Annotated in this window: 21 protein-coding genes; 11 read left to right on the forward strand and 10 right to left on the reverse strand. The window is 68.3% G+C overall.

Annotated features, from left to right (window positions below):
- Positions 1-255: 255 nt before the first annotated feature.
- Together dxs and SJY11_RS19890 are read left to right on the forward strand one after the other, a co-directional pair.
- Positions 256-2,169 carry a 1-deoxy-D-xylulose-5-phosphate synthase gene (gene dxs / locus SJY11_RS19885; RefSeq protein WP_376988470.1) on the forward strand — a complete coding sequence of 638 codons (1,914 nt, stop codon included), beginning with the start codon at positions 256-258 and terminating at the stop codon, positions 2,167-2,169.
- Positions 2,170-2,191: 22 nt separating this feature from the next.
- Positions 2,192-2,920 carry a TlyA family RNA methyltransferase gene (locus SJY11_RS19890; protein WP_376988471.1) on the forward strand — a complete coding sequence of 243 codons (729 nt, stop codon included), beginning with the start codon at positions 2,192-2,194 and terminating at the stop codon, positions 2,918-2,920.
- On the opposite strand, the gene SJY11_RS19895 is transcribed toward SJY11_RS19890, so the two are convergent.
- On the reverse strand, positions 2,921-3,424 hold the full coding sequence (locus SJY11_RS19895) for a hypothetical protein (protein WP_376988472.1): 504 nt from the start codon (positions 3,422-3,424) through the stop codon (positions 2,921-2,923). It abuts the gene before it with no gap.
- An 83-nt stretch (positions 3,425-3,507) separates the two neighbouring features.
- Here SJY11_RS19895 and SJY11_RS19900 point away from each other — a divergent pair, with 83 nt between their 5' ends.
- The gene (locus tag SJY11_RS19900) at positions 3,508-4,275 is read left to right on the forward strand and encodes an SOS response-associated peptidase (RefSeq protein WP_376988474.1); all 768 of its coding nucleotides are present in this window, start codon (positions 3,508-3,510) and stop codon (positions 4,273-4,275) included.
- Positions 4,276-4,329: 54 nt separating this feature from the next.
- Here SJY11_RS19900 and SJY11_RS19905 read toward each other — a convergent pair whose 3' ends face one another.
- Both SJY11_RS19905 and SJY11_RS19910 read right to left on the reverse strand, forming a co-directional pair.
- The gene (locus tag SJY11_RS19905; protein WP_376989379.1) at positions 4,330-5,718 is read right to left on the reverse strand and encodes an FAD-binding oxidoreductase; all 1,389 of its coding nucleotides are present in this window, start codon (positions 5,716-5,718) and stop codon (positions 4,330-4,332) included.
- A 39-nt stretch (positions 5,719-5,757) separates the two neighbouring features.
- Positions 5,758-7,011 carry a class I SAM-dependent RNA methyltransferase gene (locus SJY11_RS19910; RefSeq protein WP_376988476.1) on the reverse strand — a complete coding sequence of 418 codons (1,254 nt, stop codon included), beginning with the start codon at positions 7,009-7,011 and terminating at the stop codon, positions 5,758-5,760.
- A gap of 131 nt (positions 7,012-7,142) precedes the next feature.
- Between SJY11_RS19910 and SJY11_RS19915 the strand changes: the two genes are divergently transcribed.
- The 3 genes from SJY11_RS19915 (at position 7,143) to SJY11_RS19925 (ending at position 10,826) form a co-directional block, all read left to right on the forward strand.
- On the forward strand, positions 7,143-8,189 hold the full coding sequence (locus SJY11_RS19915) for a cysteine synthase A (RefSeq protein WP_376988478.1): 1,047 nt from the start codon (positions 7,143-7,145) through the stop codon (positions 8,187-8,189).
- Positions 8,190-8,196: 7 nt separating this feature from the next.
- Positions 8,197-8,700 (forward strand): MOSC domain-containing protein, encoded by a 504-nt coding sequence (locus SJY11_RS19920; RefSeq protein ID WP_376988480.1) that lies wholly within the window; start codon positions 8,197-8,199, stop codon positions 8,698-8,700.
- A gap of 128 nt (positions 8,701-8,828) precedes the next feature.
- A complete protein-coding gene (locus tag SJY11_RS19925) occupies positions 8,829-10,826 on the forward strand; it encodes a methyl-accepting chemotaxis protein (protein ID WP_376988481.1) in 1,998 nt (665 codons plus the stop codon).
- A 41-nt stretch (positions 10,827-10,867) separates the two neighbouring features.
- Here the strand turns inward: SJY11_RS19925 and SJY11_RS19930 are convergent, their stop codons facing one another.
- The 4 genes from SJY11_RS19930 to SJY11_RS19945 form a co-directional block, all read right to left on the reverse strand.
- A complete protein-coding gene (locus tag SJY11_RS19930; protein ID WP_376988483.1) occupies positions 10,868-11,788 on the reverse strand; it encodes a lipid kinase in 921 nt (306 codons plus the stop codon).
- Between the two features lie 459 nt (positions 11,789-12,247).
- Entirely contained in the window at positions 12,248-14,032 is a 1,785-nt protein-coding gene (locus SJY11_RS19935; protein WP_376988484.1) for an SLC13 family permease, read from the reverse strand.
- 102 nt (positions 14,033-14,134) lie between these two features.
- Positions 14,135-15,124 carry a magnesium transporter CorA family protein gene (locus tag SJY11_RS19940; protein WP_376988486.1) on the reverse strand — a complete coding sequence of 330 codons (990 nt, stop codon included), beginning with the start codon at positions 15,122-15,124 and terminating at the stop codon, positions 14,135-14,137.
- A gap of 88 nt (positions 15,125-15,212) precedes the next feature.
- On the reverse strand, positions 15,213-16,070 hold the full coding sequence (locus SJY11_RS19945; protein WP_376988488.1) for an SDR family NAD(P)-dependent oxidoreductase: 858 nt from the start codon (positions 16,068-16,070) through the stop codon (positions 15,213-15,215).
- Positions 16,071-16,150: 80 nt separating this feature from the next.
- On the opposite strand from SJY11_RS19945, the gene SJY11_RS19950 reads away from it, so the two are divergent.
- Positions 16,151-16,948, forward strand: coding sequence for a class I SAM-dependent methyltransferase (locus SJY11_RS19950; RefSeq protein ID WP_376988489.1), 798 nt, complete (start codon positions 16,151-16,153; stop codon positions 16,946-16,948).
- 17 nt (positions 16,949-16,965) lie between these two features.
- Here the strand turns inward: SJY11_RS19950 and SJY11_RS19955 are convergent, their stop codons facing one another.
- Entirely contained in the window at positions 16,966-18,741 is a 1,776-nt protein-coding gene (locus SJY11_RS19955) for an acyl-CoA dehydrogenase family protein (RefSeq protein ID WP_376988491.1), read from the reverse strand.
- Between the two features lie 234 nt (positions 18,742-18,975).
- On the opposite strand from SJY11_RS19955, the gene SJY11_RS19960 reads away from it, so the two are divergent.
- The 3 genes from SJY11_RS19960 to SJY11_RS19970 all read left to right on the forward strand — a co-directional run bounded on the left by SJY11_RS19960 (position 18,976) and on the right by SJY11_RS19970 (position 22,290).
- Positions 18,976-19,965, forward strand: a complete 990-nt coding sequence (locus tag SJY11_RS19960; protein WP_376988493.1) for an L-threonylcarbamoyladenylate synthase — start codon at positions 18,976-18,978, stop codon at positions 19,963-19,965.
- Positions 19,966-20,146: 181 nt separating this feature from the next.
- Positions 20,147-21,049, forward strand: a complete 903-nt coding sequence (locus SJY11_RS19965; protein ID WP_324133293.1) for a LysR family transcriptional regulator — start codon at positions 20,147-20,149, stop codon at positions 21,047-21,049.
- Between the two features lie 125 nt (positions 21,050-21,174).
- Positions 21,175-22,290, forward strand: a complete 1,116-nt coding sequence (locus SJY11_RS19970) for a type I restriction endonuclease (RefSeq protein WP_376988495.1) — start codon at positions 21,175-21,177, stop codon at positions 22,288-22,290.
- Between the two features lie 153 nt (positions 22,291-22,443).
- Here the strand turns inward: SJY11_RS19970 and acuI are convergent, their stop codons facing one another.
- Positions 22,444-23,430, reverse strand: coding sequence for an acrylyl-CoA reductase (NADPH) (acuI, locus tag SJY11_RS19975; RefSeq protein ID WP_376988497.1), 987 nt, complete (start codon positions 23,428-23,430; stop codon positions 22,444-22,446).
- Positions 23,431-23,513: 83 nt separating this feature from the next.
- Positions 23,514-24,758 carry an MFS transporter gene (locus SJY11_RS19980; protein ID WP_376988499.1) on the reverse strand — a complete coding sequence of 415 codons (1,245 nt, stop codon included), beginning with the start codon at positions 24,756-24,758 and terminating at the stop codon, positions 23,514-23,516.
- Positions 24,759-25,130: 372 nt separating this feature from the next.
- Between SJY11_RS19980 and SJY11_RS19985 the strand changes: the two genes are divergently transcribed.
- Entirely contained in the window at positions 25,131-26,375 is a 1,245-nt protein-coding gene (locus SJY11_RS19985; RefSeq protein ID WP_376988500.1) for a cell wall hydrolase, read from the forward strand.

Here is a 26,375-nt window from a genome sequence, read left to right on the forward strand (position 1 = left end):
CACTCCGCCGCATCGTTTTCCCCCCGGATTCCGCATCGCTCCCGCTGCCGTTGGAGCAAGTTGCATGCCGCCGCACAAGCCGATTCGCGCCGCTCCAGACAGCCGGACGCGGCTTATCCATAACCTTATGGTGAACGAATGTTTCACAACCCGGTGCGCCGGGTTCGTGGCGATGACGGGTCTGGGCGGTGGCGCGCCCGCTGCGCGACCTTGCCGCCCTTGTGCCACCCCGGCGGGATGCGATAGACCCGGCTCGTGACCCAGCGCCCTCACACGCCGATCCTCAACCGCGTCGCCACGCCCGAGGACCTCCGCAAGCTCCCCGACGCCGATCTTCGCCAGCTCGCCGAAGAGCTGCGGCAGGAGACGATCAGTGCCGTCTCGGTGACCGGCGGCCATCTCGGCGCCGGTCTCGGCGTCGTCGAGCTGACGGTGGCCCTGCACCACGTCTTCGACACGCCGCGCGACCGGCTGATCTGGGATGTCGGCCACCAGGCCTATCCCCACAAGATTCTGACCGGCCGGCGCGAGCGCATCCGGACGCTGCGCCAGCCCGGCGGGTTGTCCGGCTTCACCCGCCGCTCGGAGAGCGCCTACGATCCTTTCGGTGCCGCGCATTCGTCGACCTCGATCTCGGCCGGGCTGGGCATGGCGGTGGCCCGCGACCTCGCCGGCGGCAGCAACAACGTCATCGCCGTGATCGGTGACGGGGCGATGTCGGCCGGCATGGCCTATGAGGCGATGAACAATGCCGGCGCGCTCGGCTCGCGCCTGATCGTCATCCTCAACGACAACGACATGTCGATCGCCCCGCCGGTCGGCGCGATGTCGGCTTATCTGGCCCGCCTCGTCTCGGGTCGGACCTATCGCTCGATCCGCGAGATCGCCAAGCAACTGGCCGAGCGGCTGCCGCGCTTCTTCCACGACAAGGCCAAGCGGACCGAGGAATATGCGCGCGGCTTCTGGACCGGCGGCACGCTGTTCGAGGAGCTGGGCTTCTACTATGTCGGCCCGATCGACGGGCACAATCTCGATCACCTGCTGCCGGTGCTGCGCAATGTGCGCGACGCCAGCCAGGGGCCGATCCTCGTCCATGTCGTGACTCAGAAGGGCAAGGGCTACGCGCCGGCCGAGGCGACGGCGGACAAATACCATGCCGTGGTCAAGTTCGACCCCGTCACCGGCCAGCAGGCCAAGGCGCCCGCGAATGCGCCGAGCTACACCGCCGTCTTCGGCAATGCGCTGATCAAGGCCGCCCGCGAGGACGACAAGATCGTCGCGGTGACGGCCGCGATGCCCTCGGGCACCGGCATCGACGCCTTCGGCAAGGAGTTCCCGGCGCGGACCTTCGATGTCGGCATCGCCGAGCAGCATGCGGTGACCTTCGCCGCCGGTCTCGCGACCGAGGGCTACAAGCCGTTCTGCGCGATCTACTCGACCTTCCTGCAGCGCGCCTATGATCAGGTCGTCCATGACGTGGCGATTCAGAAGCTGCCCGTGCGCTTCGCGCTGGACCGGGCCGGGCTGGTCGGCGCCGATGGTGCGACCCATGCCGGGGCTTTCGACATCGCCTATCTCGCCTGCCTGCCGGAGATGGTGGTCATGGCTGCCGCCGACGAGGCGGAGCTGACGCATATGGTCGCCACCGCGGCGGCCTTCGACGAGGGGCCGATCGCCTTCCGCTATCCGCGCGGGGAAGGCGTCGGCGTCGAGATCCCCGATGTCGGCGTGCCGCTCGAGATCGGTCGCGGGCGCATCGTGCGCGAGGGCTCGCGTGTCGCGCTGCTCTCGCTGGGGACGCGCCTCGCCGAGTGCCAGCTGGCGGCCGAGCAGCTCGGCCAGCGCGGGCTTTCGACCACCGTCGCCGATGCGCGCTTCGCCAAGCCGCTGGACGAGGCACTGATCCTGCGGCTCGCCCGCGAGCACGAGATCCTCGTGACCGTCGAGGAAGGCTCCGTCGGCGGCTTCGGCGCGCATGTGCTGCATCTGCTCGCCCGCAGCGGCGCGCTCAACCGCGGCCTCAAGGTGCGGACGCTGACCTTGCCGGACCTCTATCAGGAGCACGACAAGCCCGAGGCGATGTACGCCGCCGCGGGGCTCGACGCCGCCGGCATCGTCCGCACGGTCGAAGGCGCGCTCGGGGTGCCGAGCGCCATCAAGCGGGCCTGAGCCTGCCCGGAAGGGTGGTTGCATGAAGCTTCGGGCAGACCAGTTGCTCGTCGAACGCGGGCTGTGCGAGAGCCGCGCCCGCGCCCAGGCCGCCATCGCCGCCGGTCTCGTCACCGCCGACGGAGATCGCGTCCGCAAAGCGTCCCAGATGCTGGCGCAGAGCGCGGTGCTGAGCGCGCAGGCGCCGCATCCTTACGTCTCGCGCGGCGGGCTGAAGCTCGCCAAGGCGCTGGATCTCTTCGGCTACGACCCGTCGGGACGCGTCTGCCTCGATGTCGGGGCCTCGACGGGCGGTTTCACCGACCTGCTGCTGAAGCGCGGCGCGCGCCATGTCGTCTCCGTCGATGTCGGCCGGGACCAGCTTCACTCTTCACTACGCAGCGATCCGCGCGTCACGAGCCTGGAAGCCTGCGACATCCGCAGCCTGACGCCCGCCGATCTACCCGAACCGCCGACGCTCGCCGCCATCGATGTCAGCTTCATCTCGCTGCGCCTCGTCCTGCCCGCCGTGGCAGGTCTGCTGGCCCCGGACGCGCAGATCGCGGCGCTGATCAAGCCACAGTTCGAGGCGGGGCGTGCGGCCCTGAAGAAGGGCATCGTGCGCGACGAGGCCGTCCATCAGGCGGTCTGCGCCGATGTGGCGATCCTGCTGGAGCAACTCGGCTTTGCGGTGCGGGAGCCCATCCCCTCGCCGATCGAGGGGGGTGACGGCAACCGGGAATTCCTGATCGGCGGACAGCGCGCCGGCTGATCAGCCCCGAAACAGGGCGTCGACCTCGGCCTGCAGCGCACGGCTCTCGAGCGCACCGATGTCGATCGTGCCGTTGGCGTTGATGAAATGGGTGGCGCGGCCGATCTGCCGCCGCAGCGCATCGCCCGCGACATCGGCGATGGTCGCCGGATCGAGGCCTTCCTGCCGGTCGGCCAGCAGCGCGGTCGCGGTCGTCACGAGCCGGGTCATCGCCAGGCAGAGATTCTCGAACCCTTCCCGGCGGGCGGGCGGCAGGGCGTCATAGGCGGCGATCGCCAATGGCGCGCAGCGCAAGGGCGACGTCGCGAAATGATCGCGGTAGCTCACCGGGCGCCAGGCCTGCAGATCCGCCACGATGTCGCGATCCTCGGCGGCCATCCCGATCAGCATGAGGGCTTCGGCATAGAGATTGAGGAAGTCGGTCGAGAGGCGCGGCCCCCCGGGCGTCTCGCCCCCGCCATCGCCTCCACCAGCCAGCGCCTTAGTCGCGGAGACGGTCATCATGAACCCCAAACCGCCGGGACTATGCTGCGCCAAACCCAAACAAAGTATTGATCGCGCCCGCGGGGAGGGCCACATCGGGGGGCATGTGCGGTCGCTACGCCATCACCCTGCCCCCGACCGCGATGCGGTCGCTGTTCGGCTATGCCGAGCAGCCGAATTTCCCGCCGCGCTACAACATCGCGCCGACGCAGCCCGTGCCGGTGGTCCGGCAGCACGAGGGGGCGCAGCAGTTCATGCTGATGCGCTGGGGATTCATTCCCGGCTGGGTCAAGGACCCCAAGGACTTTCCGCTCGTCATCAACATTCGCGGCGAAAGCGCCGCGACGAAACCCTCCTTCAGGGCGGCGCTGACGCGGCGGCGCTGCCTGATGCCGGCGGACGGCTTCTATGAATGGCACCGGCTCGGCCAGGGCCGGCAGGCCGAAAACCGCGCCTATCTGTTCCGGCGGCCCGACCGCGACCTCTTCGCCTTCGCCGCCTTATGGGAGACCTGGCATTCGCCGGATGGATCGGAAATCGACACGGTCGCGCTGGTCAACGGACCGGCGAACGGGCTGATGGCGGCGATCCATGATCGCTGCCCGGTGATCCTCGATCCGCGCGACTTCGACTGTTGGCTCGATCCCGCAGCCGAAGCCCAGGCCTACAACGCGCTGCTGCGGCCACCGCCGGAGGATCTGCTGGAGATGGTCCGGATCGGCAGCGCCGTGAACAAGGTGGCGAACGACGGCCCGGAGGTTCAGGCGCCGTTCGATGGGGCGACGGCGGAGGCGCCCAAGGCGGCGGCCGTTGCCGTCAGAGCCAAGCCGGCGGCGCGCGCCCGGGACGACGGTCAGGGCAGCCTGTTCTGAGGCAGGCTTGCGGTTCCAACAGTCGGGGCGCTTTCCCGCCCGAACTGTTGGAACTCACATGGCCAGCACGGCGCCGGGGTTGAGGATGCCCTGCGGATCGAGCGTCGCCTTCAGCGTCTTCATCAGGGCGAGTTCGACGGGGTCCTTGACGCCGGGCAGCAGGTCGCGCTTCAGGCGACCGATGCCGTGCTCGGCCGAGATCGAGCCGTGCATCTCGCTGACGATGGCGTGGACCGCGGTATTCATCTCTTCCCAGCGCGCGATGAAGCCGGCCTTGTCGGCGCCGACCGGCTGGCTGACGTTGAAGTGGATGTTGCCGTCGCCCATATGGCCGAAGGGCAGCGGCCGGCAGCCCGGCACCATCGCCGTGACCGCCTCCGAGGCGCGGGCGATGAAGGCCGGCACCGCATGCAGCGGCACCGAGACGTCGTGCTTGATCGAGCCGCCCTCATGGGTCTGCACCTCGGAGAGCATTTCGCGCAGCTTCCAGAAATCGGCACGCTGGGAGAGCGACCCAGCGAGCGCGGCGTCGGTGACCAGCCCGTTCTCGAGGGCCTCGCCGAGGAAGGCCTCGACCGCCTCGTCGAGCCCGCTCGCGGACTGGGCCGAGACCTCCATCAGCACATACCAGGGCGAGGGCTCCGAGAGCGGGTCGCGCGCGCCGGCGGCGTGGCGCAGGACGAAGTCGACGCCCAGCCGCGACATCAGCTCGAAGGTGGTGAGCGTGCCGCCGGCGCCGGCCTTGGCGGCGTTGAGCAGCGCCAGCGCCGCCTCAGGGTCGGGCACGGCGAGGAAGGCGGTGGCGCGCGCGGCCGGCTGCGGGAACAGCTTCAGCACGGCGGCGGTGATGATGCCGAGCGTGCCCTCGGCGCCGATGAAGAGGTTCTTCAAATCGTAACCGGTGTTGTCCTTGCGGAGTTGGCGCAGCCCGTTCCAGGTCCGCCCGTCGGCGAGCACGACCTCCAGGCCCATGCAGAGCTCTCGGGCATTGCCATAGGCGAGCACCGCGGTGCCGCCCGCATTGGTCGAGAGGTTGCCGCCGATCGTGCAGGAGCCTTCGGAGGCCAGCGAGAGCGGGAACAGGCGCCCGGCCGCCTCCGCCGCCTCCTGCGCCTTCTGCAGCGTCAGCCCGGCTTCGACGATCATCGTGTCGCTGTCGGTGTCGATGCTGCGGATGCGGTCCATGCGCTGCAGCGAGAGCACGATCTCGCGGCCTTCGGCGATCGGGATCTGGCCGCCGACGAGGCCGGTGTTGCCGCCCTGGGGCACGAGGCGCGTGCCGGTCCGGGCGGCGAGCTTGACGATCTCGGAAACCTCCTCAGTCGAGCCCGGCCGCACGATCGCCTGCGCCTTGCCGCGGAACAGATCCCGCCACTCCTTGAGATAGGGCACCATCGCGTCGGCATCGGTGACGATGTTCTTCGCGCCGACGATCGCGGCCATGTCGTCGAGGATGGATGCGCTCACGGATGCCTCCGGGTCTCAGCTCTTCTTGGCGCGCCGGAACACGCCGACGAGCTCGATATGGGCGGAATAGCGGAACTGGTCGACCGGCGTCACACCTTCCAGCGCATATCCGCCCGCGATCAGGATCGCGGCGTCGCGCGCGAAGCTGCCGGCGTCGCAGGAGACATAGATCACGGTCGGGGTCTTGGCCGCCGCCAGCCGCCGCGCCTGCGCCTCGGCGCCGGCGCGCGGCGGGTCGAGGATGACGGCGTCGAAGCCGTTCAACTCGTGCTCCAGCAGCGGGCGGCGGAAGAGGTCGCGCACTTCGCTGGCGATCGGCTTCAGACCCTGCGTCGTACTGGCGGCCCGCGTCAGGGCCAGGATGGCGGCCTTGTCGCTCTCGACGGCAAGGACCTGCGCCCGCTCGGCGAGACGAAACGAGATCGGGCCGCAGCCGGCAAAGAGATCGATGACGCGCTTGGCCTTGGCGGGCAGCGCAGCCAGCACCAGCGCGCCGATCGCCTCCTCGCCCGCCACTGTGGCCTGGAGAAAGCCGCCGGGCGCGGGCGCGACCATCGCCTTGCCCATGCGCTGCTGCGGCGGGCGGCGCTCGACGACGATCTCGCCATGCATGGAGAGCCGCGCCAGATCGAGCCGCTCGGCGGCTTCCGTCAGGGAGAGCCTGAGCTTCTCGCCGGCCGGGCCATGGCCGCGAATGTCGATGTCGAGCCCGGCCTCGGAGGCCGTGACCTGGATGTCGAGCGGCTTGTTGGAGCCCCCGAGCCGGTTGGCGACGAGTTGGGCCGCCGCCGGCGCGCGCGCCAGCCCCGGCGCCAGCACCGGGCAGGCCGGCACAGCGACGAGATCATGACTGCGCGCGACCATGAAGCCGACGAGCATGCCGGGGCCCTCGCGCCTGGCGTGGAAAGTGACGCGGCGGCGGCCGGCGCCATGCGCGTCGACGATGTCCGCGACGGCGGCGGCGATCCCGGCCCGCTCCAGCGCGGTCTCGACCTGACGCCGCTTCCACACGCGATACAGGCTCTCCGACATATGCTGCGCGGCGCAGCCGCCGCAGCGGGTGAAGAGCGGGCAGATCGGCGCGATGCGCGATTCGGCGGGGGTGATGATCTCGACCAGCTGGGCGCGCTCGCCGTCGCGCACCGCGCGCACGGTCTCGCCGGGCAGCGCATAGGGCACGAAGACATCGCCACTGGGGGTCTGCGCGATGCCGTCGCCCCGCAGCCCGAGGCGGCCAACGGAGAGGATCTCGTTCATCGCGAGCGTCATCGGGGGCAAATCGTCTCCGGCGACGGCCATCGCCGATCGCCCTGTTTCGTTCGGGGGCCGAGCGGTGCGGGGCTGTCGACCCGTCCGCCGCTTTCGCCTATCAGGTTGGGAGCAAACAGGGAAATCCGGATATGGCGAGCCGCGACGGCGTCATCGAAGCGATCGGCAACACGCCTCTCATCCGGCTGAAGCGGGCCTCGGAGCAGACGGGCTGCACCATCCTCGGCAAGGCCGAGTTCATGAATCCCGGCCAGTCGGTCAAGGACCGCGCCGCGCTCGCCATCATCCGCGAGGCCGAGGCGAAGGGGCTGCTGCGGCCCGGCGGGGTCATCGTCGAGGGCACGGCCGGCAATACCGGCATCGGCATCGCGCTCGTCGGCAATGCGCTGGGCTATCGCTCCGTGATCGTGATCCCGGAGACGCAGAGCCAGGAAAAGAAGGACATGCTGCGGCTGGCCGGCGCGACGCTCGTCGAGGTGCCTGCCGTCGGCTATGTCAACCCGAACAATTATGTGAAGGTCTCGGGCCGGCTCGCCGCGGAACTAGCGAAAACCGAGCCCAATGGCGCGATCTGGGCCAACCAGTTCGACAACACCGCCAATCGCCAGGGCCATATCGAGACGACCGGCCCCGAGATCTGGGCGCAGACCGAGGGCCAAGTCGACGGCTTCATTTGCGCGGTCGGCACCGGCGGCACGCTGGCGGGCACCGGCATCGCGCTGAAGCGCTTCAACCCGAAGATCACGATCGGGCTGGCCGACCCGATGGGTGCGGCGCTCCACTCATTTTACACGACCGGCGAACTGAAGTCGGAAGGCTCCTCGATCACCGAGGGCATCGGCCAGGGCCGCATCACCGCCAATCTGGTCGATGCGCCGATCGATGTCTCCTTCCAGATCCCGGATTCCGAGGCGATCCCGATCGTGTTCGACCTGCTCGAGCATGAGGGGCTGTGCCTGGGTGGCTCGTCCGGGGTCAATGTCGCGGGCGCGATACGGCTCGCCCGGCAGCTCGGCCCCGGCCACACCATCGTGACGATCCTGTGCGACTACGGCACGCGCTACCAGTCGAAGCTGTTCAATCCAGCGTTCCTGCGCTCGAAGGGCCTGCCCGTGCCGGGCTGGCTGGAGCGCGACGCCGGCGCGCTCAAGGAGACGGTCGCGCGCGTGATGGCGTGAGCCCGGGATGCCGCTCGACCCCGCCTCCCCGCTCGCCCGGCTGATCGACGGACCGCTGCGCCCCGGGCGGATCGTCTGGATAGGCCTGCGCCCGGCGCGGCGGGCGGCCATGCTCGCGGTCGAGGAAGCCGGCTTCGATCCCGAGCAAGGGCTGATCGGGGATCACTACAGCAGCCGCACCGGCGGCGCCCGCCACGTCACGCTGATCCAGGCCGAGCATCTGGCGGCGATCGCCTCGCATCTCGGCCGCGATGCGCTCGCGCCCGAATGTCTCCGGCGCAACATCGTGGTCGCGGGGATCAACCTCGCGGCCCTCAAGGGCCGCCGTTTCCGGCTCGGCACCACGCTGCTGGAGGCGACCGGCGAGTGCCACCCCTGTTCGCGGATGGAGGAGACGCTGGGCCCGGGCGGCTACAACGCGGTCCGCGGCCATGGCGGGATCACCGCGCGCGTGCTGGAGGCCGGAACCGCCCGAAACGGGGACGCGCTGGAGCGCGAAGCCACCGCCTGAGATGTGAGGGCCCGCGGCATATAGGAAAGGATGGACTCTCCCCGATCGGATTAACGCAAAATAGGGTCTTGTGCCGTAACGTCATGAAACGACGGCCGTGAACCGGCGCGTTGCCAGGCATCTGAAAAATGGGATTCCTCCGCTACGCAGACTTCAGGATCAGCCGGAAGCTCCTCTGCCTTCTGCTGCTGGTGGCGGTCCCTTTCGGACTGATGACCTATTCCTATGTCGATCAGGCCAACAAGAACATCAGCTTCGCCAGCCGCGAGTTGGACGGCGTCCGCTATCTGCAGACGCTGACGCCGCTTCTGTCGGACCTGTCGCGCGTCGCCAGCGGCCTTCCGCCCGAGACGATCGCGGCCCTCGAGCCCGTCCGGGAACGCTATGACGGGGTCTTCGGGTCGGCCGATGCCGTCGACAACTTCCTGCTGGCCGCCAGGCGGCCCGATGCCGTGCAGGCCTTCGAGCAGGCGCAGATCGCCCTGGTGAAGATCGCCGACGGCTCCTATCTGACGCTCGATCCCAAGCTCGACAGCTACTATCTGATGAATCTGGTCAGCGTCGTGCTGCCGGAGGCCGCCACCGCCACGGCCGCGCTGCGGCGGGCTCTGGAGCCCTTCCGGAGTGGCTTTGGCACGCGCAGCGATCTTGCGATCCTTGTCTCGACCGCCAGCCGCTTCGATCGGGTCCGCGATGCGGTCCAGAACACCATCGCCTCGGCGATCGGGGGCAATGCCGATGGGCGTGTACTGGCCCAGCTCGGCGATGCCCCGGTGGCGCTGCTTCAGGCCAGCCATGCCGTCAGCAGCGCGAGCGCCCGCATCGTCATGGAGCAAGACAGCGCGCCGCTGGTGCGCCTCGTCACGAACGCCGAGAGCGCGATCGAACGCCAGTTCAGTGCGGCGGCGGCCCTGACCCGCGTCGCCGAGACGAGCCTCGCGGGCCTGCTGAGCGACCGGGTCGCGCTCCACCAGGGCGAGATGAGAACGAAGCTCGGCCTGCAACTGGCCTTCTTCGTCGCCATCATTGTGTTGACCATGGCCGCGGCGCGCAGCCTCGCGAAGCCGCTGGTGGCGCTCTCGCACGAGGTCGCCCGTGTCTCCGCGGGCCAGCGGCAGACGGCGATCAGCGGCTGCGACCGGTCGGACGAGATCGGCGACATCGCCCGCGCGATCGAGGATTTCCGCCTGCAGCTGATCGCCGCCGATGCCGCCCGGAAGGAGATGACCGCCATCGACGAGCGCAACGCACAGCAGCGCTGCCTGCTGCTGCGCGAGGTGGCGAGCCGTTTCCAGGGGGCGGCGGGCGACATCGTTGCCAGCGTCGCGGCAGCCTCGATGCAGCTCGAGGCCGCCGCGGACGACATGTCGGCCACAGCCGGGCGCTCCCAGACCCGCTCCGAGCTCGCCGGCGTCGCGGCACAGGAGGCGTCGGGCCACGTGACCTCGATGGCCGTCGCCGCCGAAGAAATCGCGATGGCCGTCAACGAGATCAGCCGGCAGCTCGACGAATCGAGCCGCTTCGCGCGCAGCGCAGTCGATCACACGCGGCTGACCGACGAGCGGATGGCGGCGCTGTCGAGCGCCGCCGACCGGATCGGCTCGGTGCTGAGCGTGATCTCCGAGATCGCTCAGCAGACCAACCTGCTCGCACTGAACGCGACGATCGAAGCAGCGCGCGCTGGCGATTCAGGGCGCGGCTTCGCCGTCGTCGCCGCCGAAGTGAAGGCTCTGGCCGGCCAGACCGCCGCCGCCACGCATGACATCGCCAAGCTCGTCGGCGACATGCAGGGCGCGACGCGCAGCTCCGTCGAGTCGATCGGGCAGGTCAGCACCACCATCGGGAAGATGTCGGACATCTCGACCGCCATGGCCGCCGCCTTCGTCGAGCAGACCGCGATCATCCAGGAGATTTCGAGCAATGCCCAGCGCACCGCGCATCTGACGACCGAGGTCGCCCACACCATCGAGGAGGTCCATGGCGGCGCAAAACTGACCACGGACGCGGCAGCCCAGGTCCATATCTCGGCGCACCAACTGACCGAGCAGAGCCAGCGGCTGGCCAGCGAGGTCGAGCGGCTGATGACCCGCTCGCCGCCTGATTCCGGGCAAAGCCCGAGCCTATGACGGCCCCCGAGCGTGGCGATTCCCGTGAGCTTGCCCCCCCTCTAGCGGTGGTACAGCCGCGCAAGAGGCCGGCTGCGGTCGGGCTCGGCAGGCGGCGCGAAGATCGCGACGGCCCTGGGATGGACCTTGAACAGGGCCGGCGTCGCGGTGACGATCTCGCCATCCGCATTCACCGGCCTGGGCTTGCGCGTCTCGATCGTGAACTCTGTACATTTGGCAGTGCGGACCTCCTGCCAGGCGCCATGCGCGCCCGAGCGGAAGGAGCGCAGCATCAAAGCCAGCTTCCAGACGTTTTTGAGTTCCAGGCTGTAGAGATCGAGCGAACCGTCGTCGATCTCGGCATTCTGCTCGATCACGTTGCCGCCGCCATAATGGCGTCCGTTGCCGATCGCGATCTGGTAGGTCTCGACCCGGGTCGCCCGCCCCTTCTCGATGATCGTCGCTCCGAAGACTGAGGCTCGCATCAGCACCTTCAGCGCCGCCAGCGCATAGCCGGCGCGCCCGAAGCGCTTCTTTAACGCGGGGTCGAGCCCCTGCGCGAGTTCGCTGCTCAGGCCGATGCTCGCGACGTTGAAGAAGGCGTGGCCGTTGACGGTTCCGACATCGACGAGGCGGGTCGCGCCGGCGGAGATCACGCCCGCCGCCTCGGCCGGCTCCAATGGCAGGTCGAGCGTGCGGGCCAGATCATTGGCCGTCCCCATCGGAATGATGCCGAGCGGCAGGCCGCTCTCCATGACGGCCAGCGCCGACGACGAAACCGAGCCATCCCCGCCGCAGACGATGATGAGATCGGCCGTTTCCCGCAGGCGCACGATGTCGCGTGCGATCTCGGGCAGGTGCTCGAAGGTTTCGAGGGTGGTCTTGATCCCGCCCTGCTCCAGTCGCCGAAGCACCGGGTCGAGCGGCTCGGCGCCACGGCGCGACTTCGGATTGCGCAGCAGCAGGGCTCGACGTGGGGGCAAGGTCGTCAATCCATCGGAACGTTGTGCGGGCGTCGCAGGTGGGCGATGGTTTGCGGCTTTTCAAGCAGCCGGTCCCGAGCTTCGAAGCGCTGCTGGCACGGGATGAACGACGGTGGCCCAGACCGCAGCGATGGCGAGGCGTTTCGGGAGAGCTGCGGAGGGCGCAATGTGGCCCCCCGCGTTGTCGGTGCCGTCAGCTCGGCGTGCTCCAGAAGCCGGCCTGGTAGTCACGGTCAGAGACTTTCTCGGTCTCGTCCTGCTCAGCGGTTGCGGGCTCCTGGTCGGGACGATCGAGCTTGTCGTCAAGCACGGGCTCTCCCTCATGCCGTTCCAGCATCGTCGCTCCTTTCGTGGGTTGGGAGGGTTGCGGTGGCAACCTCGAAATAGGCCGGAATGCTGCAACGCACAAGACAGCTGGAGGTTTCCGGTGATGCGGACCACGACCCAAGCGGTCGACAATCAACCCGCCTGCAGCGGCCAGACGAGCAGGATCATCGGAACCGCCACCGCGAGCACGAGCAGCGACAGCGGCGCACCCAGCCTGGGGTAGTCACTGAATCTGTAGCCGCCCGGGCCCATCACCAGCGTATTGCACTGGTGGCCGATCGGGGTGAGGAAGTCGCAGGCCGCGCCGATCGCCACCGCCATCAGGAAGGCGTCGGGGTTGTAGCCGAGCTTGGCGGCGAAGCCCGCGCCGATCGGCGCCATCACCAGCACGGTCGCGGCATTGTTGAGGAAGGGCGTCACCGCCATCGCCGCCGCAAGCATCAGCGCGACCGAGGCCCAGCCCGGCATGCCCGACCCAACCTGCGCCAGCCAGCCGGCGAAGACGTCCGTCGCGCCGGTCGAGCGCAGCGTGTCGCTGACCGGGATCAGCGCCGCCAGCATCAGGAGAATCGGGGCATCGATGCTGCTGTAGGCGTCGCGCAGCGGCAGGCAGCGCAGGGCGATCAGCAGCACCGCGGCGGCGAAGAAGGTCAGCGGCACGGGGGCGAGGCCGAAGGCGAGCGTGACCACCGCGGCCAGCACGATCGAGACGGTCATCACCGCCTTGCGTGTCGAGCCGAGCGAGACGACACGGTCGGCCAGCGGCAGCAGGCCCAATTCCATGAGCTTTTCCGGCAGTTGCTTCTCGTCGCCCTGGATCACGACGATGTCGCCGGCGCGCAGGCGGATGTCGCGCAGGCGCTGCGTGAAGCGCTCCCCGGCGCGGCTGATCGCGATCAGATTGACGCCGAAGCGGGCATGCAGCCCGATATCCCCGGCCGAATGACCGATCAGCACGGAGTTGGGGCCGATGATCGACTCGCTGACCTGGTCGGGGTCGAGCGCGTCCTCCTTCTTCGTCGGCCGATGCTGGCCGTCGAGATCGAGTTCGCCCTCGGCCACGACCCGCTCCAGAACCGCCGCATCGCCGCGCAACAGCAGCGTGTCGCCCGCCCTCAACCTGGCATCCGGCAGGGGGGCCTGCAGGCGCCGCTCGTCGCGCAGGATCGCGACGATCTGGAGTTCGCCTCCGCCCAGCGCCTTGAGGTCGGCCACCGTCTTGCCGGCGAGAGACGAATTCTCGCCGATCTCGGCCTCGGTGACGTAGTCCTTGATGTCGATGGCCTGGTCGAGCGAGACCGCCCCGCGCCGGTCCTGCGGCAGCAGGCGGTAGCCGACGGCGAGGAAGGCGCAGCCGGCGAGCGCGACGACGATGCCGACCGGCGTGAAGTCGAACATCGAGAAGGGCTGGCCGCCGAGTTCGGCCCTCACCCGCGCGACAATGACGTTGGGCGAGGTTCCGACGAGGGTGACGACGCCGCCGAGCAGCGAGGCGAAGGCCATCGGCATCAGGAACACCGAGGGCGAGCGCCCCCCTTTGCGGGCGAGCTGATAGGCGATCGGCAGCATCATGGCGAGCGCGCCGATGTTCTTGATGATCGCCGACATCACCGCGACGACCACGACGAGCAGCACCACCTGGGCCTGGGTCGAGCCCCGCACCGGCATGACGCGCGCCAGGGCGCGTTCGATCACCCGAGACCGTGCGACGGCGGCGCTCAGGACGAGCGCGCTGCCGACGATGATGACGATGTCGTCGGAGAAGCCCTTGAAGGCCTCGCCGGCCGGAACGATGCCGATGGCGACGCCGGCCAGCAGCGCCAGCATGGCGACGATGTCATAGCGCAGACGCCCCCACAGAAAGGCGGCCATCATCACCGCCACCAGCGAGACGGATAGCAATTGGGGGGTGGTCATTGACGTCGGCTCGCCTCATCCAGCGTCGCGGGAGGCCGCGCCGTCATATCCTGCCCGCATCGGCTCTCCCGGAAGCCGGTGCCCGACATCCGGGCCGATGCGCTAAAGCCACTTCTTCCAGCGGAAGAACAGGTAGGGCAGCACGGCGAAGAGGATCATCAGCCCGATCGCCATGGGGTAGCCCCACTGCCACTCCAACTCCGGCATCGTCTTGAAGTTCATGCCGTAGATCGAGGCGATCAGCGTCGGTGGCATCAGGGCCACAGAGACGACCGAGAACAGCTTGATGATCTTGTTCTGCTCGATCGAGACCAGGCCCAGCGTGGCGTCGAGCATGAACTGCAGCTTGTTCGACAGGAAGGTCGCGTGTTCCTCGATCGCCTGCACGTCGCGGACGGCGGCGCGCCATTCGGCCGAGAAGCCGGTCTGCGTCTTTTTCGGCCGCGTGTAGTTGGCCGAGAGGAAGAGCAGCACGCGCTCGACCGAGACCATGCTCTCGCGGACATTGGAAATGATGTGCTCGTACTGGCCGATCTTCTGGATCACCGCCTGGTAGGCGCTGCCCTGCTCGACGTCCTGGCCGCGGCCGGCGAAGATCCGGCGGGAGGCGTCGTCGATCTGGTCGCCGACGCCGCGCAGAACCTCGGCCGCGCGGTCGACGATCGCCTCGATCAGCCCGTCCAAAACCGCCTCGGGCTGCATTCCGCAGCCGCCGGGCTTTGTGGCGCGGTTGAGGAAGATGTTGAAGGCGCCGGGCTCGTCATAGCGCACCGTCACCAGCGCCTTGTCGGTGAGGATGAAGGTGACGTCGGCGAGCTTGGGAACGATGGTCTCCGACTGGCAGATGATGCGCGCGGTCATGTAATGCGCGCCGTTCTCCGTGTAGATGATCTCGGAGGGCTCGAGATCGTGCATTTCCTCGCGCGTCGGGATCGAGACGCCGAGATGTTTCTCGACCCGGGCATCCTCCCCCGCCGTCGGATTGAGCAGGTCGATCCAGAGCGAGTCGGGCGGGAAGGCTTCGTCGGCCGCAACGGTGCGCGGCAGGAGCTTGTCGCGGGACTGCGGGCAGATGCCGTGGATCAGGAGCATGAGCGGACCTTCGGGCGACGCGGCTGGGGAACTGAGCGCGGCAGGAACGCCGATCCGGCCACGCTGTCAAACCGCTATCGCCCGGTTCTCACGACGGGACCGTGAAACGCTCCGGCCGACTGCCGTCCCGATCCGTGAAGCCATAGTGCCGCGCGAGATCGGCGACCGGCAGCACCTGGCCGGCATGGCGCGCGACGTCGGCATCGGCCAGCAGCGCGGCCACGGCGCGGCCGGCATAGAGCGGCGTCTCGCTGTCCGCCTGCGCGAGGCCGGCATCGCGGACGCGCTCGGTCAGGACATGGCCGGGCGAGAGGCCGAGCGCGGTGACGCCGAAGTGTTTCAGCTCATGCCCCATCGCCAGCGTCAGGCGGTTCATCGCGGCTTGGGCGAGATCGTAGACGACATCGCCGAGATAGCCGCCGGCGGTGTCGAAGCCCACGGTGACGATCAGCCCCTTGCGCGCCTGGACCATGGCGGGCGCGACCGCACGCGCGAGCAGGAGCTGCGCATAGACGCCGCTCTCGAAGCTCTGGCCGAGCCGCGCCACCGGCCTTCGCCAGAACGGCGCGCCGAAGGCGGAGCCGTCCGGGTAGCGCTCGCCGTCATAGCCCTCATTGCCGCCCCAGACGGCATCGACGACCCCGTCCAGCCGCCCGAAGCGACGCAGGCACCAGGAGACGAGCTGGTCGACCTCCCGCTCCTGGGTATGGTCGCAGCGATAGGGATGGCCGCGCCCACCGGCGGCCTCGACCTCGCGCGCCGTGTCCTCGAAGGTCTCCAGGCGCTGGTCGGTGCGCGGGCCGGCCTCGCTGGAGCGGCCGGTGACGATGACGGTCGCGCCCGCTTCCCCCAGCGCCCGGGCGATGCCGCGGCCGAGCCCGCGCGAGGCGCCGGCGACGAGGCAGACGCGGTTGGCGAGCCGTTTTCCGGGATCTTCGGGATTCATGGCTAAGGGCCTCGCGATCGCGCTGGCGAAGCAGCGACCGATGCTCTAGACGAGCCCTCCCCCGAAAAGCGAGAGCGATCATGGAAGCCAGTGAAGTCGCCGCCTGCTGGGAGGCCAATGCCGAGACTTGGACCCGACATGCCCGCGCCGGCTATGACCTTTACCGCGACGCCCAGAATACGCCAGCGTTCCTGGCCAATCTGCCGGCAGTTGCGACGCTGGAGGGGCTCGATATCGGCTGCGGCGAAGGCTCGAACACGCGCAAGCTGGCGCAGGCCGGTGCACGCATGAGCGCCATCGACATCGCCCCAACCTTTATCCTTCATGCGCGGGAGGCCGAAGCCGCCGAGCCGCTGGGCATCGCCTACCACCTTGGCGACGGCATGGCCCTGCCCTTCACCGATACGAGCTTCGACTTCGCCACCGCCTTCATGTCGCTGATGGACATGCCACGGCAAGATTTGGTGCTGGCCGAGACGGCGCGCGTCCTGAAGCCCGGCGGCTTCCTGCAGTTCTCGATCCTGCATCCCTGTTTCGCGACGCCGCATCGCAAGGTCGTCCGCGACGAGAACAGGACCGTGCTTGCCATCGAGGTCCGCGACTATTTCCGCGTGACCGACGGCGAAATCGAGACATGGCGCTTCGGTGCGGCGCCCGAGCACGAGAAGGTCCGGGTCGAACCCTTCAAGGTGCCGCGCTTTCACCGCACGCTCAGCGATTGGGTCAACCTCATTGTCGCAACGGGTTTCGCGATCGAGCAGATGCACGAGCCCACCGTCGATGCCGAGACGGCGCGCGCCATGCCCTATCTGGACGACACCCTCGTCGCCCCGCTGTTCCTGCACATGCGCGTCCGCAAACCGGCCGCAAGGGGCTAGCGCAACGCCCGCTGTCGTCACGCCGCGAAGACTGCGGCCGCATCCGCGATGGCGCCCGCCCCCTCCGTCACCGCCAGTTCCAGCGCCGGCGCCTCGGTCGACAGGATCTCGGCGAAGAAGCGGGCGGTGGCGAGATCGTCGGTCCCTTGCGCCCCGGCGCGGGTGGCGAGCGCCTTGCGGGCGAGGCCAGTGCCGCCCTGCGCCAAAGCGAAGAGCTTGAGATAGGGCGTGGCACCGGCCAGCACGGCCCCCTGATCGCTGCCCATGGTTGCCAGCATCCAGCGCGTCGCGCGCTCCAGCGCATCGACGGCAGCGCCGAGCCGCGCCGCGCTGCGGCCGAAGCCCGGGGTGTTGGCCTGTTCGACCTCTCGCACGATGCCGCGCATGTCGGCGATCAGATCGGCCACCGCCTGCCCGCCCGAGAGCGGCAGCTTGCGCAGCACGAGGTCGATCGCCTGGATCCCATTGGTGCCCTCGTAGATCGTGGCGATGCGGGCGTCGCGCAGATGCTGGGCGGCGCCGGTCTCCTCGACATAGCCCATGCCGCCATGGATCTGGATGCCGGTGGAGGCGACCTCGACGCCGATATCGGTGGCATAGGCCTTGGCGACGGGGGTGAGGATCGCGGCACGCTCGGCAGCGGCCTTGCGCGCGGCCGCGTCACCGGCGCGGTGGGAACGGTCGAGCGCCTCGGCCACCCGATAGGCGATGGCGCGGGCGCCTTGCGTCTTGGCGCGCATCTCCATCAGCATCCGCCGGACGTCGGGATGGACGAGGATCGGGCTCATGGGCGCCCCCTTGGGCGCATCGAGCGCCGTGCCCTGACGGCGCTCGCGGGCAAAATGCAGCGCCTGCTGATAGGCCCGCTCCGCGATGGCGACGCCCTGCAGCGCGACATTGAGGCGGGCGTTGTTCATCATCGTGAACATGCAGGCCAGCCCGCGATTCTCCTCGCCGATCAGCCAGCCGATCGCGCCGCCCTTGTCGCCATAGGCCATCGAGCAGGTCGGCGAGGCGTGGATGCCGAGCTTGTGCTCGATGCCGGAGCAGCGCAGGTCGTTATGCGCGCCGAGCGAACCGTCGGCATTGACGAGATATTTCGGCACCAGGAAGAGCGAGATGCCGCGCGTGCCGGCCGGCGCATCCGGCAGGCGCGCCAGCACGAGATGGACGATGTTCTCGGTCAGGTCGTGCTCGCCATAGGTGATGTAGATCTTCTGGCCGGTGATCTTGTAGGTGCCGTCGCCGACGGGCTCGGCCTTAGCGCGGAGCGCGTTGAGATCGGAGCCGGCCTGCGGCTCGGTCAGGTTCATCGTGCCCATCCACTCGCCGGAAACGAGCTTGGGCAGATAGGTCTCCTTGAGATGCTCCGAGCCATGGGCGTGCAGCGCCTCGATGGCGCCGACCGTCAAGAGCGGCCCGAGCGCGAAGGCAAACGCCGCCGAGTTCCACATCTCGATGCAGGCCGATTGCAGCAGCGCCGGCAGGCCCTGGCCGCCATGCTCGGGCGGGGCCGGCAGCGCGTTCCAGCCCGCGCCGGCCCAGGCCGTGTAGGCGTCCTTCCAGCCGGGCGGGGTGGTGACGACCCCGTCCTTCAGAACGCAGCCATGCTTGTCGCCGACGCGGTTGAGCGGGGCGAGCACGTCCCCGGCGAATTTTGCGGCTTCGTCGAGCACCGCCTGGACCATGTCGGCGTCCAGTTCCGGCGCCAGCCCCTCGTCGATCAGCCGGTCGAGGCCGGCGACATGACGCAGCGTGGCGAGAATGTCCTCGACCGGGGCACGATAGCTCATCTGATGTCTCCTCGCAGCCGGCCGTTCCGCGGATGGCGGCCGGCCGTGCCTGTTCTGGCGCCCGCCCGGCAGGCGGCTCCGCATGGCGCGCGCCCGCTTTTGGCGTTGCCGCCATGGTAGCGAGGAACTATCCCCGAGGCCACGGTCGGCTTCGCCACGCGACGCCTTCCATTACAGTTTAGTTGTAAACCTTCTCGGGTCAATCGGGCCGCGTGCCCCGCCCATGGAGAGACAGTGACGCAGCCCTCGCCCGACCGACGCACCACCGAGCGGCTGCGCGCCGATCCCGCCGGCATCGCGCGGGCGGCGGAACTGCTGCGCGAGGGCCGCCTCGTCGCGCTGCCGACCGAGACGGTCTACGGGCTCGCCGCCGACGCGACATCCGGCACCGCGGTCGCCGGCATCTATGCCGCCAAGGAGCGGCCGAGCTTCAACCCGCTGATCGCGCATCTTCCGGATCTCGCAGCCGCCCGCCGGCAGGGCCTGTTCGACGCCAACGCGCTGGCGCTGGCGAGGGCCTTCTGGCCCGGGCCGCTGACGCTGGTCGTGCCGGTCTCGGCCGGTTGCGAGGTCAGCGAGCTCGCACGCGCTGGGCTCGCCTCGGTCGCGCTGCGGGTACCGTCGCACCCGGTCGCCCATGCGATCCTGCAAGCGGCGGGACGCCCCATCGCAGCCCCCTCCGCCAACCGCTCGGGCCGCGTCAGCGCCACCAGCGCCGCCCATGTGCTCGAAGATCTCGACGGCCGGATCGACGCGGTGCTCGACGGCGGGTCGACGGAGGTCGGCGTCGAGTCCACCATCATCGCCTGTCTCGACGGCGCGCCGCGGCTGCTGCGGCCCGGCGGCGTGCCGCGCAGCGCGATCGAGGGCGTGATCGGGCGCTCCCTCGTGCTCGCGGGCGAGGCCGGCATGGCGCCGATTTCGCCGGGTCTGCTCGCTTCTCATTATGCGCCTGCAGCGCGAGTCCGGCTCGAAGCGGACGCCCCGCGCCCCGGCGAGGCCTGGCTCGGCTTCGGGCCCGACAGCGCGGAACGCCGGCCAGACGAACCGGCCCTCAACCTCAGCCCCGGCGGCGACCTCGCGGAGGCGGCAGCGAACCTCTTCGGCCATCTGCGCGCGCTCGATGCGTTCGGCCCGGCGGTGATCGCGATCGCGCCGATCCCCGATCACGGCCTGGGCGAGGCGATCAACGACCGGCTCCGGAGGGCCGCCGCGCCGCGCTGATCTGGAGCGCTCATGTCATTGCGAGCGCAGCGAAGCAATCCAGAACCGTCTCGCTCGACGTCGCCCCTGGATTGCTTCGCTGCGCTCGCAATGACGGTGAGGCGTCAGGGAGAAGCCCGGGCAGTCTTGCACTCCCGCAAGATTTCAGGTTGCCTGTCCTCCCGCGACGACAGGGCTGCCGATGAACCTCCATCTCGCCTGGGACGATTTCCGGCTGGTCAAGGCCATCGCCGACCATCACGGGCTGACGGGGGCGGCCGCCGCGCTCGGCGTTAACCATTCCACCGTGTTCCGGCGCCTCGGGCAGATCGAGGAGCAGGTCGGGCTGCAGCTCTTCGAGCGGCGCAAGACCGGCTATGTCGCCACCGTCGCCGGCGTCGAGATGGCGATGCTGGCCGCCCGCGTCGAGGACGATGTCGCCGCCTTCAGCCGCCGGCTCGCGGGGCGCGATCTCGCTCCCTCCGGCGAGCTGCGCATCACCACCACCGACACGCTCTATCTCAACCTGCTGCTGCCGATCTTCGCCGCCTTCCGCGCCATCCACCCGGCGATCCGGCTCGACATCGTCATCGGCAACCAGGCGCTCAACCTGTCCAAGCGCGACGCCGACATCGCGATCCGTGCCAGCGACGCGCCGGGCGAGACGCTGGTCGGGCGCAGGCTGGCGACGCTGAACTGGGCGATCTATGGCAGCGCCGCGCAGAACGGGGCCAACGCCCCGTCGGCCCCGGCCGATCTGTTCGAGCGCGACTGGGTCGCGCTCGGCGATGCGCTCGGCTACGTCAAGGCGGCGCGCTATGTCCGCGAGAAGGTGGCGCCAGAGCGGATCGCGCTGAAGAGCTCCGCCGTGCTCGGCCTGGCGGAGGCGGTCGAGCAGGGGCTCGGCATCGGCCCCCTGCCCTGCTTCATCGCCGACCAGCGCCCCGCGCTGGTGCGGCTGCTCCCGCCCGACCCCGATTTCTCGACCGGGCTGTGGATCCTGACCCATCCCGACATCCGCAACGCCCCGCGCGTGCGCGCCTTCATGGACTATGTCGGCGGCGAACTGGCGAAGAAGCGCGGGCTGATCGAGGGGACGGGGTGAGCGGCGGGAAGCAGAAGAATTCTCGGCATCAAGCCCAAGTCAATCACGACAGAACATCCAAAGCGATTGTGCCTTTTTTTGCTTGCGCGCTATGATTGCCTAAACACGCCGGGGAGAGCGACGCGATGGCAACGATGGAAGAGTTTCGATCGAATCTCGTAACCTACGGAGAGCGTGTTCAGCGTGTCCGTCAGCACATCAAAAATGAAGAGGCAACCAAAGTTGCCCTTATACTGCCGTTTATCGCCGTTCTTGGATATGATGATCGCGACCCGACCGAAGTGGCCGCTGAGCACGCCGCAGATTTTTCTGAAAAATACAAAAATAGAGTTGACTACGCAATCCTCAGAGACATGAAGCCGGTGATCGCAATAGAATGCAAAACAGCCGGAAATGGGAAAAAAGACGATATAGGACAACTGAAGAGCTATTTTAATGCAGCTAAAACCGTAAATCTTGGAATTTTGACAGACGGAATATTATACCAATTATTCGTTGATTCAAATGAACCAAACCTCATGGATGACAACCCATTTCTTGAGGTCGATTTTGACAAGGTCGCAAAAGCGCAGATTTCTGAAACTGCCATCGAAGGCCTATATGCGCTTACCAAATCAAAATTCGATCCTGACGTTGTAGCTGACAACGCCCGAAGAAACATTACCCATCGGGCTTTCTTTGATTACCTTACAAATCAATTTGCGGAGCCATCAATAGAATTCACCCGATTTTTGTTGAAAGAAAACGATATAAAACATGTCCGATCAAATGCAATTGAAGGATATAGGTCGATAGCGAAGGCTGCCTTTAACGACGTTTTTACATCTAACGTATTGAGGCGCTTGGACATAACAGGAAACATCCCAAAGCAGCCCGCGCGATCTGACACGCCTGCGGAGGCAGTTTCAGCCACGGCAGTTCCGGCACCGTCAGCACCAAATACTACCGCGGCTGAATTAGATGCATTTGAAGCTGTCAGAAGACGGCTAGCTTTCCTTTCGTCGGGAAATCCGAAGCTCTACGAAGCGATCTCCAAAATCGAATACCGCGACTACCAGGGCAAAATGGCAGTTTTCTATCGACTTGAGCGGAAAGGTCGGCTGATCGATATTGTTGAGTCCAAGGACGGCTCACTCAAATTTTTGATCATGGATGGCGAAGAGGCATCGTTGGTTTCAGAGCTCAGCTCGCTAGATGACCGATTGAAGTTGCTATTCGAGAAGCGCGTCGCCGAGGTGTGACCTGTTAGACATGTAAGGGCGCATACGAAAAGCCCATCTGAGAGGGCTCTTCGCCGCAGCTATCGCATGTCAGCATCGCAGCACTGCAGACAGCAGTTGCAGTACTGCGCAAGGAGATCGAACTGCTCCTTGTTGCGGGCTGAGGCCAGAGCCTCACCCAATCTCCACCACGACCCGCCCGCGCACCTTCCCGTCGACGATGGCGCGGGCAGTTTCGATGACGTCGGTCAGCGGGACCCGCGTCGTCATCAAGGCGAGGCGGTCGCGGTCGAGGTCAGCCGCCAGCCTGGACCAGGCCTCGAGCCGGCGCGGCTTCGGGCACATCACCGAATCGATGCCGAGCAGGGCGACGCCGCGCAGTATGAAGGGCGCGACGGAGGCCGGCAGGTCCATGCCCTGCGCCAGGCCGCAGGCGGCGACGGCACCGCCATACTTCGTCATGGAGAGCAGGTTCGCCAGCGTATGCGAGCCCACCGCGTCGACGCCGGCGATCCAGCGCTCCTTGCCGAGCGGGCGGCCGGGCGCCGACAACTCCGCGCGATCGATGATCTCGGCGGCGCCGAGGCCCTTGAGATACTCCGCCTCCTCGGCCCGGCCGGTCGAGGCGATGACATGCCAGCCGGCCTTGGCGAGCAGCGCGACCGCCACCGAGCCGACGCCGCCGGCCGCGCCGGTAACGACCACCGGGCCGTCAGCGGGCTTGAGTCCGTGCTTCTCCAGAGCCAGCACGCACAGCATGGCGGTGTAGCCGGCGGTGCCGATCGCCATCGCCTCGTCGGGGTTGAGATCCGCCGGCAGCGGCACCAGCCAGTCACCCTTGACGCGGGCTTTCTGGGCATAGGCGCCCAGATGCGTCTCGCCCGTGCCCCAGCCGTTCAGCACGACGAGATCGCCCGGCTTGAACTCCGGATGCTCGGAGGTCTCGACCCGGCCGGCGAAGTCGATGCCGGGGATCATCGGCCAGCGCCGGACGACGGGGGCACGGCCGGTGATGGCGAGCCCGTCCTTGTAGTTCACCGTCGAATGCGTGACGCGGACGGTGACGTCGCCCTCCATCAGCTCGCTCTCGGCGAAGTCGGTGAAGGCGAGGTTGGGGCCGGCCTCGCCCTTGGTCGCGACGAGGGCCTTGAAGGTGGTCATGGGGGTTTCCTCCGGACTGTCGTGTCCGGCAGCAGATACGCAGCGCCGGCCGCGCGGCAACCCCGCGCGCCGTGCGCCTTTCGTCAGGCCGGTTGCGGCACCGTGCGCTCGACCGGCTTCTCGACGATCGGCAGGTTGATCAGCGCCGAGACGATGCCGAGCGCGACCGAGAGCCACCAGACGACGAGATAGGAGCCGAAGGCCTCGTAGAGCAGGCCGCCGAGCCAGACCCCCAGAAACCCGCCGACCTGGTGCGAGAAGAAGGCGAAGCCGTAGAGCATCGCCATGTATTTCGTGCCGAACATCAGCATGACCAGCGAGGAGGTCGGCGGCACGGTCGAGAGCCAGAACAGGCCGATGACGATGCCGAAACAGATCGCGGTCGCCGGGCTCGGCGGCAGCAGGATGAAGACGGCGATCGCCACCGAGCGGCCGAAATAGATCCAGGCCAGCAGATGGCGCTTGGGCATGCGCGTGGAGAGCCAGCCCGAGGAGAGCGAGCCCACCGCATTCGCGAGCCCGATCACGGCCAGCGTCCAGCCCCCGACCCAGGCCGCCAGACCCATATCCTTGAGATAGGCCGGCATGTGGACGGTGATGAAGGCGAGCTGGAAGCCGCAGGTGAAGAAGCCGAGCACGAGCAGGACATAGCTGCGGTGCTTGAAGGCCTCCGCCAGAGCCTGCGCGATCGACTGGTTGGGCAGGTTGGCAGCAGACGCCTGGACCGCGCCGCCGAGCTTGCGCGTCGACAGGAAGATCGAGATCGGCAGGATCGGCAGCAGCGTCAGCGCGAAGACCATCAGCGCCTGGTTCCAGCCGATCTGCTCGATCAGGATGTTGCCGATCGGCGGGTAGAGAAACTGGCCGAAGGAGCCGGCCGCCGTGCCGGCGCCGAACGCCATCGGCCGCCAGGATTCGGGCAGGAGCTTGCCGAAGGCGGCGAGCACGAGGTTGAAGGAACAGGCCGAGAGGCCGAAGCCGATCAGCACGCCGGCACCGAAATGCAGCTGCAGCGGCGTGGTGGCGAGCGCCATCACGACGAGGCCGGCCGCATAGAGCAGCGCGCCGGCGCAGAACACCTTGACGATGCCGAAGCGGTCGGCGATCGCGCCGGCAAACGGCGCGCCGAGCCCCCAGAGCAGGTTCTGGATGGCGAGCGCCAGCCCGAAGGTGTCGCGCCCCCAGCCGAACTGCACGGTCATCGGGATCTGGAACAGGCCGGCGCTGGCGCGCGGGCCGAAGGTGATCAGCGCGATCAGGCAGCCCGCCGCGACGATGATCTCGGGCGCATGGCTGCGCCCCTTGGTGGGACTGGAGGCGAGGCTCATGGTCGGGTCTCCGGCGGGACTGACGTGTGGCTGCACGATAGCGCCGGACACTGCGACACGATAACGCGATTCCGTGACAGGGCGCATCACGCGGATGCATGGGAGGGCGCCGGTGTCGCGGGGGCGTCAGCCGCCACGGCACGAAGCGAAGACCTGTTCCCTCCCCCCGCTTGCGGTGGGGAGAAGGGCGTGGCCGCCCGACTGCACCTCACATCGCCGCCCCGCCGTTAACCCGTGCTCAACCCTACCGGGGTGATAACGAGATCATGCGAAAGCGCGCCGTTCGCGCGCCCGTCGCTGCCCTGTGTTCGTGGTGGGTGTGCGGTTTTGAGTCATTTGCGGTTGCGGCGGCGGACCAGACGCATCGGATCGGTGGGGCTCAGATGGGCCCTGTCGACGGTCGCGCCCTGGGCTCTGTCGGCGGGGCTGCTGGTCTCCTTCACCGCCTCGGCCGGCCAGAATTTCAGCCTCGACACGCTGCCCACGACAGCGCTCTTCCGCACGCTGCCGGGCCCGGTCTCGGAGCTGGAGGAAGGCCCGTCGCTGCTCGTCGCGGCCAGTGCCTTCCGCCTGCCCGGCCTGTCGCTGAGCTCGACCATCCTGAAGGCGCATCTCTCCTTCGACGATCCTGAGCGGCGCTTCGTCATCGACCCGCGCCAGCCGCGCGAGGAGATGAAGCGCAGCGTCAAGGGCTTCCCCGAGGTCGACCGCACCGCCAAGGGCGATCCGCTGCCGCGCTTGAGGCCGGGCCTCTCGGCGCGGGGACCCCGCGAGCTCGAACAGGTCGTCTTCGGCGACACCCAGCCGGGGCTGATCTCGGGCGGCTTCTCCATCGCCGCGCTGCGCGAGGCGGAGGGCATCATCGGCCCGCCGGTCGGCTTCGAACCCCATTCCGACGAGCAGGGCCTGACCGACCCCGCCCTCTCCGATGCCTCGCCGGACGCGCTCGCGGCCTCGGGCGTCTCGCCCTATGGCAATGTCCCGCGCACGCTCGACGGCGCCACCCCCGGCGTCGCCGCGCCGCTGGCGAAGACTTCGACGACGCCCTCCGTGAATTACAGCGTCACCACGCTCGTGCCGGCGCTGCTGCCCCCGGCGCCGGAGCCGCCGGGCCTGCTCGCCCGCGCCCCCGCCTCGCCGGCGCGGCGCGGCGCGCTGCCCGAGAGCGGCGCGCGCGAGATCTATACCGGCCTGATCCCCGCCACCGACATGGCGCGCCAGCAGCGCTGCCTGGCGGAGGCGGTCTATTTCGAGGCGCGCTCGGAATCCGACGAGGGCCGCGCCGCGGTGGCGCAGGTCGTGCTCAACCGGGTCAAGAGCCCGCTCTACCCCGACAGCGTCTGCGGCGTGGTCTACCAGAACAGTCACCGCTACCTGGCCTGCCAGTTCACCTTCACCTGCGAGGGCAAGTCCCTGCGCATCACCGAGCCCGCCCCCTGGCGCGACGCGGTCCGCATCGCCCGCGAGGTCTATGAGGGCACGACCTATCTCTCCGAAGTCGGCGCCTCGACCCACTACCACGCCCAATATGTCCGTCCCTACTGGGCCAAGAAGCTCAAGAAGATGGACACGATCGGGCAGCACATCTTCTACAAGCTGCGGCCCGGGCAGACGTGA

The organism is Allobosea sp. R86505 (assembly GCF_042466375.1).
Lineage (GTDB): Bacteria > Pseudomonadota > Alphaproteobacteria > Rhizobiales > Beijerinckiaceae > Allobosea.

Bases quoted from the DNA above. Each gene is read 5' to 3' on its own strand.
- SJY11_RS19890 (WP_376988471.1), top strand. From the start codon at position 2,192: ATGAAGCTTCGGGCAGACCAGTTGCTCGTCGAACGCGGGCTGTGCGAG.
- SJY11_RS19895 (WP_376988472.1), bottom strand. From the start codon at position 3,424: ATGATGACCGTCTCCGCGACTAAGGCGCTGGCTGGTGGAGGCGATGGC.
- SJY11_RS19900 (WP_376988474.1), top strand. From the start codon at position 3,508: ATGTGCGGTCGCTACGCCATCACCCTGCCCCCGACCGCGATGCGGTCG.
- SJY11_RS19905 (WP_376989379.1), bottom strand. From the start codon at position 5,718: ATGGCCGCGATCGTCGGCGCGAAGAACATCGTCACCGATGCCGACGCG.
- SJY11_RS19910 (WP_376988476.1), bottom strand. From the start codon at position 7,011: ATGACGCTCGCGATGAACGAGATCCTCTCCGTTGGCCGCCTCGGGCTG.
- SJY11_RS19915 (WP_376988478.1), top strand. From the start codon at position 7,143: ATGGCGAGCCGCGACGGCGTCATCGAAGCGATCGGCAACACGCCTCTC.
- SJY11_RS19920 (WP_376988480.1), top strand. From the start codon at position 8,197: ATGCCGCTCGACCCCGCCTCCCCGCTCGCCCGGCTGATCGACGGACCG.
- SJY11_RS19925 (WP_376988481.1), top strand. From the start codon at position 8,829: ATGGGATTCCTCCGCTACGCAGACTTCAGGATCAGCCGGAAGCTCCTC.
- SJY11_RS19935 (WP_376988484.1), bottom strand. From the start codon at position 14,032: ATGACCACCCCCCAATTGCTATCCGTCTCGCTGGTGGCGGTGATGATG.
- SJY11_RS19940 (WP_376988486.1), bottom strand. From the start codon at position 15,124: ATGCTCCTGATCCACGGCATCTGCCCGCAGTCCCGCGACAAGCTCCTG.
- SJY11_RS19945 (WP_376988488.1), bottom strand. From the start codon at position 16,070: ATGAATCCCGAAGATCCCGGAAAACGGCTCGCCAACCGCGTCTGCCTC.
- SJY11_RS19950 (WP_376988489.1), top strand. From the start codon at position 16,151: ATGGAAGCCAGTGAAGTCGCCGCCTGCTGGGAGGCCAATGCCGAGACT.
- SJY11_RS19955 (WP_376988491.1), bottom strand. From the start codon at position 18,741: ATGAGCTATCGTGCCCCGGTCGAGGACATTCTCGCCACGCTGCGTCAT.
- SJY11_RS19965 (WP_324133293.1), top strand. From the start codon at position 20,147: ATGAACCTCCATCTCGCCTGGGACGATTTCCGGCTGGTCAAGGCCATC.
- SJY11_RS19970 (WP_376988495.1), top strand. From the start codon at position 21,175: ATGGCAACGATGGAAGAGTTTCGATCGAATCTCGTAACCTACGGAGAG.
- acuI (WP_376988497.1), bottom strand. From the start codon at position 23,430: ATGACCACCTTCAAGGCCCTCGTCGCGACCAAGGGCGAGGCCGGCCCC.
- SJY11_RS19980 (WP_376988499.1), bottom strand. From the start codon at position 24,758: ATGAGCCTCGCCTCCAGTCCCACCAAGGGGCGCAGCCATGCGCCCGAG.